Below are 14,170 nucleotides of genomic sequence, written 5' to 3' on the forward strand. Positions count from 1 at the left end.
TTTAGAATCCGCCCGCATCGCCGCTGCTGGCGGTGTCCCGGGCTCATTCCATCTCCGGATCCACGTCGGCGCCGGGGATCCAGCCCAGCTCCCGGGCCCGGGCGATGGCCGCGTCATGGATGCGGGTGTGGCGTTCCCGCAGTTCCGGGGGCAGATTCGCCACCCGCAGGCCGTGCCGGTCCCAGGCGGCGGCCACCTGGTCGTGGAGTTGCTGCAGCTGCTGGCGGGTCCAGCCTTCGCAGGTCTCGTCCTCCGGGAGGATACCGAAGACCCAGGCATCCTTGATGAGGCCGCCGATGGGGGTCATGCCGCCGTAGCGGTCGTTGTGGATGCCCACATAGCCCTGCTGATCCCGCGCAGCCATGGTGTCGTCTCCTGAAGGGGGGATGCGGACATGCTACCTTTGCAGGTCCGGGTGTGCCATCCCCGCGGCGGCGGGAGGCCCCGGATCCGCCCATCTCCCTGGCAACGGCCCCATCATGAGCGAACCCCACGCCCCGCAAGATGTCCGTCCCCTGCGCTTCTATTACCGGGTGGCCCTCAAGGTCCTGTCCCTGGCGGGGGTGGGGGCCCTGGTCCTGGTGATGCTCAGCGGCCTGCTGGGGAGCTGGTTCGGCGCCGACGAGGCCGGGGACGCGCCCGGACTCACCGTGGAGCTGGCGGATCTCTCCCCCGGCGGGATCCGCAAGGTGGCCTGGGACGGCCGGCCCGTGTGGATCCTGCGCCGCACCCCGGCCATGGAGGCGGCGGATGCCCGCACCGCGGACCGGCTCTATGATCCGGCCTCGCGCCTGAGCCGTCAGCCGGCCGCTTATCGCAATGCCCACCGCTCCGCTGCCCCCGAGTGGTTCGTCTTCATCGCCCTGGGCACGGATCTCAATTGCCCCCTGGAATATGTGCCACCCCAGGGCGAAGGGGAGGGGGATGCCTGGGGCGGGGGGTTCGTGGACCGGTGCCGGGGTTCACGCTATGACTTCGCCGGACGGGTGCTCAAGGATCAGCCGGCGCGCCGCAACCTGGAGGTGCCCCCCTACCGACTCGTCTCCGACACGCGGCTGGTGCTGGGGGAGGCCCCCAGGTAGACGTCGAAGCGGGTGCTGGCCCCGGGGACGGAGAAGTCGGGGGGCTGGTCCGCCAGGGGCCGGGCCCGGGCCGGGCGTTTCACCACCACCCGCTCCCGCGCCGCCGCCCGGGCGGCCTGCAGCAGATGGTCGGCGTCGGGGTCGTCCCCCACCAGGGCGCGGAAGATGCGCATCTCCTTTTTCACCAGGGCCTGCTTGTCCCGGTGGGGATACATGGGGTCCAGGTACACCACCTCGGCGGTGTGGGCCGCCAGCCCGGACAGGGCATCCATCCGTTGCAGGGTCATGCGCGCCGCCACCTCGGGCAGTTGCAACGCCGCCCGGCGCAGGCCGTCCTGCAGCAGGGCGGCGATCACCCCATGGCGCTCCAGCAGGGTTACCCGGCAGCCCAGGGCGGCCAGGATGAAGGCATCCCGCCCCAGCCCCGCCGTGGCATCCACCACCTGGGGGCGGTGTCCCCCCTTGAGCCCCGCGGCGCGGGCCAGGGGTTCCCGCCGGGGGCTGGCGCGGGGGCCGCGATAGCCCAGCCGGCCGCCGGTGAAATCCACGTACACGGGACCCGGCGCCCCGGGGCCCGCCTGGCGCAGTTCCAGGCGCTCCTGGGTGCAGGCCAGATACAGCCCCTCCTGCGGCGGGGCGGGGACCAGGGTCAGTCCCAGATCATCGGCCAGGCGCCGCGCCTCGGCCCCGCGGGCCGGCGCCTCGCACATCAGGTATTCCATGGCCGGCCCTTCAGTAGTGGGGCGGTGGTGGTTCGGGGGACGGGTCCTGGGGCAGGCCCGTGGCCATGACCTCCGCCAGGCGCTGGCGCAGGGTCTCCATCTGGGTGCGCAGGGATTCCAGCTCCCGTTGCTGGCGGTTCACCGTGTCGTTCAGGGCCTGGATGTGGTCCTCCTGGTGGGCCAGGCGGAATTCCAGTTCGCAGAGGCGTTCTTCAGGGGTCGGGGACATGGTCTTCAGGGGTTCACCAGGTTGCGGGGTTGGCCCTCCCGGAAGGCGCGGATGTTGTCCGCCAGCCCGGCCACCATGCGCTGGCGCGATTCCAGCGCCGCCCAGGCCACGTGGGGGGTGACGATGAGGTTGGGGATATCCCCCGCCAGCAGGGGATGATCCGCCGGCGGGGGTTCCGGTTCCAGCACGTCGATACCGGCACCACCGATGACCCCCTGGCGCAGGGCATCCGCCAGGGCGGCGGCGTCCACGATGCCACCCCGGGCGGTGTTGATGAGCAGGGCATCCGACTTCATGGCCGCCAGGCGCCGGGCGTCCATGAGGGCTTGGGTCTGGGGGGTGAGGGGGCAGTGCAGGCTCACCACGTCGCTGCTGGCCAGCAGGGTGTCCAGGGGGACCCGCTGCGGATCCGGCGGTCCCCCGGCCAGGCTCTGGGCTACCGCCACCTCCATGCCGAAGGCCCGGGCGGCCCGGGTCGTGGCCCGGCCCAGCACGCCGTGGCCGATGATCCCCAGGCGCCGGCCGGACAGTTCACGCACGGGGTGATCCAGCAGGCAGAACTGGCGGCTGCGGGACCAGGCCCCGGCACGCACGTCGGCATCGTAGCGGGGCAACTGCACCGTCAGGGCCAGGATCAGGGTGAAGACGTGCTGCACCACCGAGGCGGTGGCGTAGTCGCGCACATTGCACACCGGAATGCCCAGTTGCCGGGCGGCTACCAGGTCCACGTTGTTGGTGCCCGTAGCGGCCACGCAGATCAGTTGCAGGTCCGGGGCCGCGGTTAGGGTCTCGGCATCCAGCACCACCTTGTTGGTCACCACCACCTGCGCGCCGCACAGGCGCTCGGCCACGCGCTCCGGCGGGGTATGGGCATGGAAGGTCCATTCCCCCAGGGCGTCCTGCAGCGGCCCCAGATCCAGGTCGCCGCGGTCCAGGGTCTCCAGATCCAGGAAGACGCCGCGTTCAAGCTGCATGGAAGGTCCTTGTAAGGGGAAGTGAGAAACCGGGCCCCGGCCTGCCGGGGCCCGGCGGAGGCGGTGGCTTTTAGTTGTCGCCGCTGAGCAGGGCGAAGAGGTTCATCAGGTGCATGAAGAGCACGTAGATGTTGGCGAACAGGGAGACGGTCATCACCACGTAGTTGGTCTCGCCGTCATGCACCATGCGGCTGGTGTCCCAGAGGATGGCTGCGGAGATGAGCAGCACCACGGCCGAGGAGATGGCCAGGGACAGGGCCGGCAGGGCCAGGAAGAGATTGGCGATGATGGCCGCCAGGGCCACGAGCAGGCCCACGAACACGAAGCCGCCCAGGAAGCTGAAGTCCTTTCGGGTCACCAGGGCGTAGGCGGACAGGCCCACGAACACCACCGCCGTGGAGGCCAGGGCGCCGCCGACGATGGCCGGGCCGTTGGGCAGGCTCAGGTAGAGGCCGACGATGGGGCCGAGGATGTAGCCCATGATGCCGGTGAAGGCGAAGGTGAGCGGCAGGGCCCAGACGCTATTGCGCAGGGCCTGGATGCCGAAGGGCATGCCGATGAATACCGCCAGCATCACCAGCCAGTGCACCGGCTGGGCCCCCACGGCCAGGGCGACGAAGGCCATGGCGGCACTGAAGGCCAGGGTCATGGACAGCAGCAGGTAGGTGTTGCGGATGACCTTGTTGGTGGCCAGGACGCCGGTCCCGGCCTGGGGGGTGGCCACGCTGCGCACGCGTTCGGTCGCCATGTGGGGATTCCTCCGGTGGTTGCATGAGACGTCGTCAGCGCCCTCGGGGCGCCGTTGGGGGCCTGGTGCCCCCGTGCCGGGGCTAAGGTACTCGAATCATTGCGTCCGGGCAAAGACCGCCCCGGCCGCCGGCCCCGAGGTTGTGGGGGCGCAGGCGCCCCCGGTAGACTATGAGACCCCAAGCAGGACCCTGCGTTCACGGAAGGGTGGCAGAGCGGTTGAATGCACCGGTCTTGAAAACCGGCGATGGGCGACCATCCGTGGGTTCGAATCCCACCCCTTCCGCCATCTCGCAACAATCCAGCATCTGAAGCGGCCGCCTGGCTGCAGAGGCTCCCGGTTTCCTGGAATGCCCTCGGAGGCGCCTTTGCGCCCATCGGAGTGATCTTTCTCGTATATCCTCCCTGGTGTCGATGGCGGTGACCGCAACACCATGATGTCCTGCGGATCCCGTGGCCATGCGTGGTTCGGGGCCGTTTGGGGCATCTCCATGTCTGCACGGAGGAAGCTTCTTTCATGAAAATCAAGAATTGGACGTATGAACGCAACGGGAACAAGATCCTGGATCTGAACCCGGTGGTGTTCGTGGCCTCGGCGGTGATCATCCTGGGTTTCGTGGCGGCCAGCTTCATCTGGCTGGATGTGATGGCCGAGGCCTTCAATGCCACCCAGGCCTGGATCGCCAACACCACCGGCTGGTTCTTCGTGCTGGCCATCAACCTGATCCTGTTCTACGTGATCTATCTGGGCCTCTCCCGCTACGGCCGATTGCGGCTCGGGGGCGAGGACGCGCGGCCGGACTTTTCCCTGTTGGGCTGGTTCTCCATGCTCTTTTCCGCCGGCATGGGGATCGGGCTGCTGTTCTATGCCGTGGCCGAGCCCATGTATCACCTGCTGACGCCGCCCCATGGGGCCGAGCCCGGTTCGCTCATGGCCTACAAGGACGCCATGCGCACCACCTTTCTGCACTGGGGGCTGCACCCCTGGGGGGTCTATGCCCTGGTGGGGATTGCCCTGGCCTTCTTCGCCTTCAACCTGAAGCAGCCGCTGTCCATCCGGTCCATCTTCTATCCGGTGCTGGGGGATCGCATCTACGGGCCCTTGGGGCATTTCATCGATATCATCGCCACGGTGGCGACCTTGTTCGGTGTGGCCACGTCCCTGGGGCTTGGGGTGAGCCAAGTGAACGGGGGGCTGAACCACCTCTTTGGCATCCCCGAGAACGCCCTGATCCAGGTGGTGCTCATCGCCCTGATCACCGCCATGGCCACGGCCTCGGTGGTGGCGGGGCTGAACCACGGCATCCGCCGGCTCTCGGAGATCAACATGATCGGCGCGGCCCTGCTGCTGACCATGGTCCTGCTGGTGGGGCCGACCCTGTTCATCCTCAATGGTTTCGTGGAGAACGTGGGGCTGTATCTCAACGACTTCTTCTACCTGGCCTTCTGGAACGAGACCTACTCGGCCGGGGACTGGCAGAACGCCTGGACGGTGTTCTACTGGGGCTGGTGGATCGCCTGGTCCCCCTTCGTGGGCATGTTCATCGCCCGCGTCTCCCGCGGCCGCACCATCCGCCAGTTCGTGGCGGGGGTGCTGCTGGTGCCCACCCTGGCCACCTTCGTGTGGCTCTCCATCTTCGGGGACGCCGCCATGTACTTCGAGCTGTTCAAGGACGGCGGCATCGCCCAAGCGGTGCAGGAGAACCTGACCACCTCGTTGTTCGTGTTCCTGGAGACGCTGCCGGCCACCACGTTTACCGGCGGCATCGTCACGCTGCTGGCCACCGTCTCCGGTATCCTGGCCACCCTCATCATCGTCACCTTCTTCGTCACCTCGTCCGACTCCGGGTCCCTGGTGATCGACATGATCACCGCCGGGGGCAAGGCGGATCCGCCGGTGGCCCAGCGGGTGTTCTGGGCGGTGACCGAAGGGGTGGTGGCTGCGGCCCTGCTGGTGGCCGGCGGGCTCTCGGCCCTGCAGACCGCGGCCATCGCCACGGGTCTGCCCTTCGCCATCCTGCTGGTCTTCCTGGTCTGGAGCCTGCATCGGGGGCTGTCCCGCCACTACGCCAACGGCAAGGTCTGATCCGCCCCCGGCCCGGCACCTCTGGGTGCCGGGCCCGATCCCCGGCGGCGCCTGGCCGCCGGTCTCCTCACTGGCCTCCCCCTCCCACCGCCCATATCCGGTGTTCATCCCCGGGATTCACCGTCCTGTCATGGACAGGCGTTAGGTTTCCGGTCTTCGTATCCAGCGGCCCGCCCGCATCGCCTTCCAGGACCGGATGCCATGAAGATCCTCACACGCCTCACGATCGGCGCCACCGTGCTCGCCGGACTGGCCGTGCTCCTCTCGGCCGGGGTCACCGGCCTGCTTGCGCAGCGGGGGGCCTCCCAGGTGATCGAGCACGGCATCCAGCAGCAGTTCGGTGCCGTGGCCAGCGGGCGCCGGGCCCGGCTGGAGGATGAGATGGCCGATATGCGCCATCTGCTGGAGACCCTGGCCCACGGCCGCATGGTCCAGGACGCCGTATGGGGCTTCAAGGAGCCCTATGTCTCCTATCGCTACGAGGTGGCGTCCGAACCCACGCAGACCCTGCGCGGGCAGATGGCGTCCTGGTACCGGGAGACCTACGCCCCCCTGTACCAGGAGCGGACCCACGGCGAGGATCTGGATCCACGCCCCTGGGTGGAGGCCATGTCCCATGAGGCCCTGTTGCTGCAGCGCTACTACATGGCCGACAACCCTCATCCCCCAGCGCAACTGGAGGCCCTGGTGGACCGGGGGGATGCCACCATCTATGGGCAGCAGCACCGCCGCTATCACGCCAGCTTCCGGGATACGGCACAGCGCTGGGGATTCAATGACCTCATGCTGGTGGATGCCGCATCCCAGGCGGTGATCTACACCGTGGACAAGGGGCCGGTGTTCGGCACCTCCCTGCGCAACGGTCCCTTCGCCGATACCCATCTGGGGCGCCTGGTGGCCAGCATGGCCGAGGACCGGGAGACGGACCGTTTCCGCATGAGCGGCTTCCAGGCCTTCCCGGGGCGCTTTGGCCGGCAGGTGGTGTTCATGGCCGTGCCGGTGTTCCATGCCGCCTATAGCCCGGACCGGGCCGTGGGGATCCTGATCGCGGAGATCCCGGCGAGTCGTTTCACCGAGCTCATGACCGATGGCGGTGCCTGGCGCCAGGCCGGGCTTGGGGAGACCGGAGAGGCCTATCTCGTGGACGGGGAGGGCCGCATGGTGACCGAACCCCGGCCCATGCTGGAGCAGGGGGAGGCGTTCCTGCAGAAGATGCGGGCAGCGGGACGCGGCGGTCTCTGGCTGGCCTCGGCGCAGCGTCTGGGCAGGGTGAGCGGTCACTTGCATCTGGACAATGCCGCCGTGCGCGCGGCCTTGTCCGGGGACTCCGGCATGGGCATCGGGGAGGACTACCTGGGGCGCACGATGTACATGGCCTGGGCCCCGGTAGAGCTGGGGGATCACCGCCTGGCCCTCATCACACAGCAGGACCCGGAGGAGATCCGGGCGCCCCTGGAGCGCATGCGCCGGGACGTGGCCCTGGGGGCCCTGCTGGCGGTGGCGCTGCTCTCCCTGGCGGCGGCAGTGGCCTCCTATGGGTTTGCCCGCATGATCAGCCGTCCCCTGCAGGACCTGGCCGGGGCGATCACCGATGCGGCGGCCTCCCGCGATCTGGGCCGGCGGTTCTCCACCGGGCGGCGGGATGAGATCGGCAGGATCGCCGAGGCCCTGGATGGTTTCTTCTCAAAACTGGAGCAGATCATCCGCGAGATGGTGCGTCTTTCCGGGCGCGCCGCGGAGGCGGCGGACAGCAATGCCGGTACCGCCCGGAGTTGTCTCGATTCGGTTCACGGCCAGCACGAGGCCCTGGACGTCATCAACCGCGAGGCCGACGCCCTGGAGACCGCCACCCGGCGCATCGTGGAACGCATGGACCGGGCCTCGGCATCGGCCCAAAGTGCCTCGGAGCGCGCCGCCGATGGCCGCCGCCAGGTGGATGACGTGGCCCGTCTCATGGACCGCCTGGCACAGCAGGTGCGCGAATCCGGGAGCCACCTGCATGGGCTGCAGAAGGCGGTGGGGGATATCGATTCCGTCCTGGGCACCATCCAGAAGGTGGCGGACCAGACCAACCTCCTGGCCCTGAACGCCGCCATCGAGGCGGCCCGGGCCGGCCCCCAGGGACGGGGCTTTGCCGTTGTGGCCGAGCAGGTGCGGTCCCTGGCGGGGGAAACCCACAAGGCCACGACGCGCATCCACGACATGGTGGAACGCCTCAATACCAATATGACCGAGGTGGTGGAGGCCATGGAACTGGAACGGGGCACCGCCGAACAGTGTGTCTCCCGCACCGGCGAGGCGGTGGAGGCCCTGGGGGCCATCGGCGAGGTGGTGGAGACCATCCAGGGCATCACCGGCGAGGTGGCCGGGGAGACGGAGACCCAGATGGGCAATACCGAGAGCATGCGCCACAAGCTGGATCAGTTGGTGGAGGAGGCCAACCAGACCGAGCAGGCCATGCGGCGGCTGGCCGGGGCCGCCGATGAGCAGAAGGATATGGCCGCCGAGCTGGCACGGCACACGGGCCAGTTCCGGGTGCAGTAATGCACGCCCCCGGTCTCTGGGATGCGGGATAACCGGGCCCGGGAATCAAGGCTTTCCATGCCTTCGGGGGCTGATACACTGAGGCGGCCCCCAATGCAAGAAGAGCCGCCATGCGCGATACCGAAGGCCCCCGGGAACCCGTTTCTCCGCCCCCCCAGTTCCACACCGATGAGACCGGAACGGCCCTGTATGCGTCTCCTCCATCCCCAGGGCAGCCCCTGGACGCGGACCTGGTGCGCACGGCCTTGGGGGCGGCGGGTTACGGCGATTGGGCCATTATTGACGAGGGCATGAAGGCCCTGACCCGGGGGCAGGAGGGGGATGCACCGGTGCTCCTGGCCCGGGCCCTGGACGGGGCCATGGCCCTGAAGATCCAGGGTAAGGGGCGGGAGGCCGTGTTGCACCTGGACCCGCCCCAGGGAGGACAGCCCGTCACCCTGGAGCAGGTGCGCGAGGCCCTGACGCAGCAGGGGGTGGTGCACGGCATCGACGAGGCCGCCCTGGAGGCGGCGGTGGAGGCGGGAAAACAGGCCCCCCAGGAGGTGGTGGTGGCCGAGGCCACCCCGCCGGAACACGGCGAGGACACCCGCTTCGAACCCCTGGTGCCGGAGGCGCACGACCGCAGGCCCCGGGTGGATGAACGCGGCCGGGTGGACTACCGCGACCTGGGCGGGGTGGTGCAGGTGAGCCCGGGCACGCCCCTGATGCGGCGCCACCCCGCCACCCCGGGTACCCCCGGGCGGGACATCTTCGGCGGCGTCATCCCATCGAAGCCGGGCAAGGAATACGCCTTCGATGCCCATCTGCGCAACGCCGAACGGGACCCCGAGGATCCGGATCTGCTGCGGGCAGCCATCCAGGGGGTCCCCTCGGTGGTGGACCGGGGGGTGATGGTGGACGACCTGCTGCAGGTGGACGGGGTGGACCTGTCGGTGGGGCACCTGACCTTCGACGGCACCGTGCAGATCCGCCACGACGTGGTGGAGGGCATGCACGTGGAGGCCACCGGCGACATCCATGTGGGCGGCATGGTGGAGGGCGCCCGTCTGGAGGCGGGGGGGGACATCGTGGTGCACAAGGGGGTGGTGGGACGCCTGGACCAGGGGGAGCCTACGGCGGTGCTGCGGGCCGGTGGCGGGGTGTCGGCGCATTTCATCGAGAACGGCCGCGTGGAGGCCCATCACCTGCTGGTTCGGGAGCAGTTGGTGCACTGCCATGTGAGCGTGCGCCAGTCTGTCATGATCGGCCCCGAGGGGGCCCGCAAGGGTCAGATCATGGGCGGCGAGGTGCGCGCGGGGCATCTGGTGGACTGCCGCCTGCTGGGGGGTCCCAATGGCCCCCATACGGTGGTGGCGGTGGGCCTGGACCCGCAGGCCCAGGACCGTCTGGCGGCGGTGGAGGCGCAGCTGGAGGAGAAACGGCGGCTACAGGAGGAACTGGACAAGGCCTTGCGTTTCGCCCATGCCCACCCCGAGCGGGTGAGGCCGGACTTCCTGGAGCGGGCGGGCAACACCCTGGCGAATACCCGCGAGGCCATGGCGGCCCTGGAGGCCGAGCGGGAGGAGCGGATGCAGTCCTTACAGCAGGCCCAGGGGGCGTGTATCCAGGTGCGTGGCCGCGCCTATCCCGGCGTCGAGGTGCGCATCGGCGACCGGGTGCGCAGGCTCAGCAACGAGTCCGTCGGCGGCCTGTTCCTGTTTCGGGACGGGGAGATCATCTTCGACCACGCCCTGTGAAGACCGCCCTTGGTGCAAAAACGGGCAGGTTGGGAAAGTCGATGGCCCTGGACCCCCGGGCTGGGTAGAATCCGGCGGGGCAACCGAAACCAACCACACCAAGAGAAGGAAGATTGCCGTGATCGTGATGATTCTGGGCCTGGTCCTGTTCCTGGGCACGCATTCCCTGCGCATCTTTGCCGAGGATTGGCGCGCTGCGCGTATCCAGCAGTTCGGGGAAAAGGGATGGACGGGGATCGTCTCCCTGGTCTCCCTGGTGGGTTTTGTCCTCATCGTCTGGGGCTTTGGCATGGCCAGGGCGCAGCCCGTGGTGCTCTGGGTGCCGCCGGGCTGGACCTTTCATGTCAACGCCCTGCTCTCCCTGGTGGCCTTCGTCTTCCTGGCGGCGGCCTACGTCCCGGGCAATCACATCAAGGCCTGGGTGGGTCATCCCATGGTCATCGCCGTGAAGTCCTGGGCCCTGGGGCACCTGCTGAGCAACGGCAGCCTCGCCGATATCCTCCTGTTCGGCTCGTTTCTGGTCTGGGCCATCCTCTCCTTCCGCGCAGCCAGCAAGCGGGATGCGCTTCAGGGATCGGCCCCGGCTGCCGCTAACCTGAAGGCGGATGCCATTACCGTGGCCGCGGGCCTGGCCGGATACCTGGCCTTCGTGTTCTTCCTGCACCTGTGGCTCATCGGCCGGCCCGTGATGTAACTCGCCCAGGGCCTGCCGGGCAGGCCCCGCCGCCCGATGCCGCCCCGGGCCTGCTCCCGGGGCGGTGTTCGCAACTCGGCGGCCATTGGTGAACCTAAGGGGGTCTGACCATCCATGAAGAAGAATCTGCCGGTCACGGGCAGGGAACGCCCCTTCGCGTCCAGCGCGAACATCCTCTCCACCACGGACCTGAAGGGGGCCATCACCTATGTCAATGACGACTTCGTGGATATCAGCGGCTTCGAGCGGGACGAGCTGCTGGGCCGCAATCACAACGTCATCCGACATCCGGACATGCCCCCCGAGGCCTTCCGGGAGCTCTGGGCCTGCCTCAAGGCCGGACGACCCTGGATGGGCATGGTCAAGAACCGCTGCAAGAACGGCGACCACTATTGGGTGAGCGCCTATGTGATGCCCATCCGCCGGGATGGGCGCATCGCGGAATACCAGTCGGTGCGTACCCGTCCCCATCGCGATCTGGTGACCCGGGCGGAGACGGTCTATGGGCGCATCATGGCGGGGCATACCCCGTTGGCCCTGCGTCTGCCCCGGCTGTCCCAGCGCTGGTTGCTGCCCCTTGGGGTGCTATTGGCCGCCCCCCTGAGCCTCCTGGCCCTGCTCATCCTGGGCGCCGCCTCCAGCGGTGTCGCCCTGGGGCTGGGGCTGGCTGCCCTGGCCGGCGGCCTGGCCAGTGCCGGGGTCATGGCCCCCTTGTCCGGGCTGCGTGCCCGGGCCCGGGACGTGGCCCACAACCCCCTGGGGCAATATATCTACACCCGGCGCATGGACGAGTACGGAGAGATCGAGTTCGCCCTGCGCATGCTGGCCTCGGAGACCGGGGCCGCGGTGGGACGTGTGTCCGATGCCGCCGTGCACCTCTCCGGACATGCCGACGCCATGGTGGCCGCCGTGCGCAGCACCCGGGAGGGGATCTTGCGTCAGCAGGCGGAGACGGACCAGGTGGCCACGGCGGTGAACGAGATGACCGCCAGTGTCCAGGAGGTGGCGCGCAACGCCCAGCACGCGGCGGATGCGGCCCATGCCGCCGCCGGCAGTTCCGAAGACGGCAGCGGCGTGGTGAAGGAGGCCGGGGAGGCCATCGGGGAGCTGGCCCGGGAGGTGGAACGGGCGGCCTCGGTGATCCAGGAACTGGAGGGCAGCACCGGCGAGATCGGCGCCGTGCTGGACGTGATCCGGGGCATCGCCGAGCAGACCAATATGCTGGCCCTGAACGCTGCCATCGAGGCGGCACGGGCCGGGGAGCATGGCAAGGGGTTTGCCGTGGTGGCGGACGAGGTGCGCGGCCTGGCCTCCCGCACCCACGAGTCCACCCAGAAGATCCGCGACACCATCGAACGCTTGCAGGAGGCGGCCCATTCCTCGGCAGAGGTGATGCAGCGCGGCCGCGGCCAGGCGGATCACAGTGTGCAGCAGGCCCGCGAGGCGGCCCGTTCCCTGGAGGCCATCGCCGAGCGGGTGTCCGCCATCACCGACATGAGCGCCCGCATCGCCGCCGCTGTGGATCAGCAGAGCACCGCCAGCGAGGACATCAACCAGAGCGTGACCCGCATCCGTGAGCATGCCGACAGCAATGCCCAGGATAGCGAGCGCATCGAGCAGGCGGTCACCGGGGTGGCGGGGCTCTCGGGGGATCTTCGGGTGCTGGCCAAGCAGTTCTGGGACCGCATCGGCAAAGACTGAGGCAGGTGGCGTTGCCCCCCCCGCGACGCGGGGCGGGGCATGCCCTTCGGGGGATATCATGAAGAAGAACCATCCGGTGACCGGGAAGGAGAGGACCTTTCCCGAAAGCACCAACATCCTCTCCACCACGGATCTCAAGGGCATCATCACGGACGTGAACCGGGATTTTGTGGAGGTGAGCGGCTTCTCCGAGGGGGAGTTGCTGCACAAGAACCACAACGTGGTGCGTCATCCGGATATGCCGCCCGCCGCCTTCCAGGACCTGTGGGACACCATCAAGGCCGGGCGCCCGTGGATGGGCATGGTGAAGAACCGCTGCAAGAACGGGGATCACTACTGGGTGAGCGCCTATGTGATGCCCATCCGCCGGGACGGGCGCATCGTCGAATATCAGTCGGTACGTACCTGTCCCTCCAGGGAACGGGTGGAGCGGGCGGAGGCCGTCTACGCCGCCATCAACGCCGGTCGCCCGCCCCTGGCCTTGCGCCTGCCCCTGAAGGGGGTGCGGGCACGCCTGGCCGCCGCCCTGGGGGCGGCGGCGTTGCTGGGGACGGTGGCCGGGATCCTGGCGGGGGCCCCGGCCGGGGCGATGCTGTTGGCGGCGGCGCTGTTCCTGGCCCTGGCCGGGGCCTGGGCCGGTTGGGCCACGCAGCCGCTCATGCGCCTGCGCCAGCGGGCCCGGGCCGTGGTACACGATCCCCTCTGCCAGTACATCTACACGCGACGCACGGACGAATACGGCGAGGTGGCCTTCGCCCTGGACATGCTCTCGGCGGAGACCAGCGCGGCGGTGGGCCGGGTGGCGGAGTCCACGCGGCGCCTCACGGCGCAGATCCGGGAGATGGCCGGGGTGGTGGGGCATGCCCGGGAGGAGATCCTGCGCCAGCAGACGGAGACGGATCAGGTGGCCACGGCGGTGAACGAAATGGCCGCCAGCATCCAGGAGGTGGCGCGCAATGCCCAGGATACCGCCGATTCGGCGGAATCCGCCGATGGCAGCGCTGCCGACGGCCGCCGCGTGGTGGTCTCCACCGGGGAGGCCATCGGCCAGCTCACCGACGAGGTGGAGAAGGCCACGGAGGTGATCCACGGCCTGGAGCAGCGCAGCGAGGAGATCAGCACGGTGGTGGACGTGATCCGCGAGATCGCCGAGCAGACCAACCTGCTGGCCCTGAACGCCGCCATCGAGGCGGCCCGGGCCGGGGAGCAGGGCCGGGGTTTTGCCGTGGTGGCCGATGAGGTGCGCAGCCTGGCCTCCCGCACCCAGGGGGCCACGAAGGAGATCCGCGGCATGATCGAGAAGCTGCAGGCGGGGGCCCATTCCTCGGTGCAGGTGATGGGCCAGAGCCGGGAGCAGGCGGAGCGCAGCGTGGGCCAGGCGGATGCGGCGGCGCGGTCCCTGGAGGAGATCACCCGCAATGTGAGCGCTATCAGCGAGATGAGCGTGCAGATCGCCACGGCGGTGGATGAGCAGCGCAGCGTCAGCGAGGAGATCAACAACAGCATCTCCAACATCCGCGCCTCCGCCGACGGCAACGCCCAGTCCATCATGGAGATCGAGCGCTCCGCCGGTGAGCTGGAAACCCTGTCCCAGCACCTGGAGGTGCTGGCGGCGCAGTTCTGGAACCGGCGCACCTAAACCCCGGGCAGAGGGC

General features: G+C 69.0%; 12 protein-coding genes and 1 tRNA gene. 8 read left to right on the forward strand and 5 right to left on the reverse strand.

The genetic code is table 11. The features are described from left to right. Positions 1–43: 43 nt before the first annotated feature. Entirely contained in the window at positions 44–364 is a 321-nt protein-coding gene (locus tag BM214_RS10265; RefSeq protein WP_090486652.1) for a hypothetical protein, read from the reverse strand. Between the two features lie 115 nt (positions 365–479). On the opposite strand from BM214_RS10265, the gene petA reads away from it, so the two are divergent. Continuing rightward, positions 480–1,082 (forward strand): ubiquinol-cytochrome c reductase iron-sulfur subunit, encoded by a 603-nt coding sequence (gene petA, locus BM214_RS10270; RefSeq protein WP_090486655.1) that lies wholly within the window; start codon positions 480–482, stop codon positions 1,080–1,082. Here petA and BM214_RS10275 read toward each other — a convergent pair. From BM214_RS10275 to BM214_RS10290, 4 genes are all read right to left on the reverse strand, one after another. Then, the gene (locus BM214_RS10275; protein ID WP_090486657.1) at positions 1,031–1,804 is read right to left on the reverse strand and encodes a class I SAM-dependent methyltransferase; all 774 of its coding nucleotides are present in this window, start codon (positions 1,802–1,804) and stop codon (positions 1,031–1,033) included. The two genes, petA and BM214_RS10275, sit on opposite strands and share 52 nt — an antisense overlap. Positions 1,805–1,814: 10 nt before the next feature. Continuing rightward, entirely contained in the window at positions 1,815–2,033 is a 219-nt protein-coding gene (locus tag BM214_RS10280) for a SlyX family protein (protein WP_090486660.1), read from the reverse strand. 5 nt (positions 2,034–2,038) lie between these two features. Next, entirely contained in the window at positions 2,039–3,007 is a 969-nt protein-coding gene (locus BM214_RS10285; protein ID WP_090486663.1) for a 2-hydroxyacid dehydrogenase, read from the reverse strand. 70 nt (positions 3,008–3,077) lie between these two features. Next, positions 3,078–3,755 (reverse strand): Bax inhibitor-1/YccA family protein, encoded by a 678-nt coding sequence (locus BM214_RS10290; protein WP_090486668.1) that lies wholly within the window; start codon positions 3,753–3,755, stop codon positions 3,078–3,080. Between the two features lie 200 nt (positions 3,756–3,955). Here BM214_RS10290 and BM214_RS10295 point away from each other — a divergent pair. The 7 genes from BM214_RS10295 to BM214_RS10325 all read left to right on the forward strand — a co-directional run bounded on the left by BM214_RS10295 (position 3,956) and on the right by BM214_RS10325 (position 14,154). Continuing rightward, positions 3,956–4,043, forward strand: a tRNA-Ser gene (locus BM214_RS10295). A gap of 228 nt (positions 4,044–4,271) precedes the next feature. Then, positions 4,272–5,840, forward strand: coding sequence for a BCCT family transporter (locus tag BM214_RS10300; protein WP_090486670.1), 1,569 nt, complete (start codon positions 4,272–4,274; stop codon positions 5,838–5,840). Between the two features lie 201 nt (positions 5,841–6,041). Further along, positions 6,042–8,384, forward strand: coding sequence for a methyl-accepting chemotaxis protein (locus BM214_RS10305; RefSeq protein WP_090486673.1), 2,343 nt, complete (start codon positions 6,042–6,044; stop codon positions 8,382–8,384). A 110-nt stretch (positions 8,385–8,494) separates the two neighbouring features. Then, entirely contained in the window at positions 8,495–10,120 is a 1,626-nt protein-coding gene (locus BM214_RS10310) for a FapA family protein (RefSeq protein ID WP_090486676.1), read from the forward strand. A gap of 127 nt (positions 10,121–10,247) precedes the next feature. Continuing rightward, positions 10,248–10,814 carry an NnrU family protein gene (locus BM214_RS10315; RefSeq protein WP_238619140.1) on the forward strand — a complete coding sequence of 189 codons (567 nt, stop codon included), beginning with the start codon at positions 10,248–10,250 and terminating at the stop codon, positions 10,812–10,814. A 114-nt stretch (positions 10,815–10,928) separates the two neighbouring features. Next, positions 10,929–12,515 (forward strand): methyl-accepting chemotaxis protein, encoded by a 1,587-nt coding sequence (locus BM214_RS10320; RefSeq protein ID WP_090486682.1) that lies wholly within the window; start codon positions 10,929–10,931, stop codon positions 12,513–12,515. 58 nt (positions 12,516–12,573) lie between these two features. Beyond that, positions 12,574–14,154, forward strand: a complete 1,581-nt coding sequence (locus BM214_RS10325) for a methyl-accepting chemotaxis protein (protein ID WP_090486685.1) — start codon at positions 12,574–12,576, stop codon at positions 14,152–14,154. Positions 14,155–14,170: the final 16 nt, after the last annotated feature.

The sequence above is a fragment of the Ectothiorhodospira mobilis genome (assembly GCF_900114895.1).
GTDB lineage: Bacteria > Pseudomonadota > Gammaproteobacteria > Ectothiorhodospirales > Ectothiorhodospiraceae > Ectothiorhodospira > Ectothiorhodospira mobilis_A.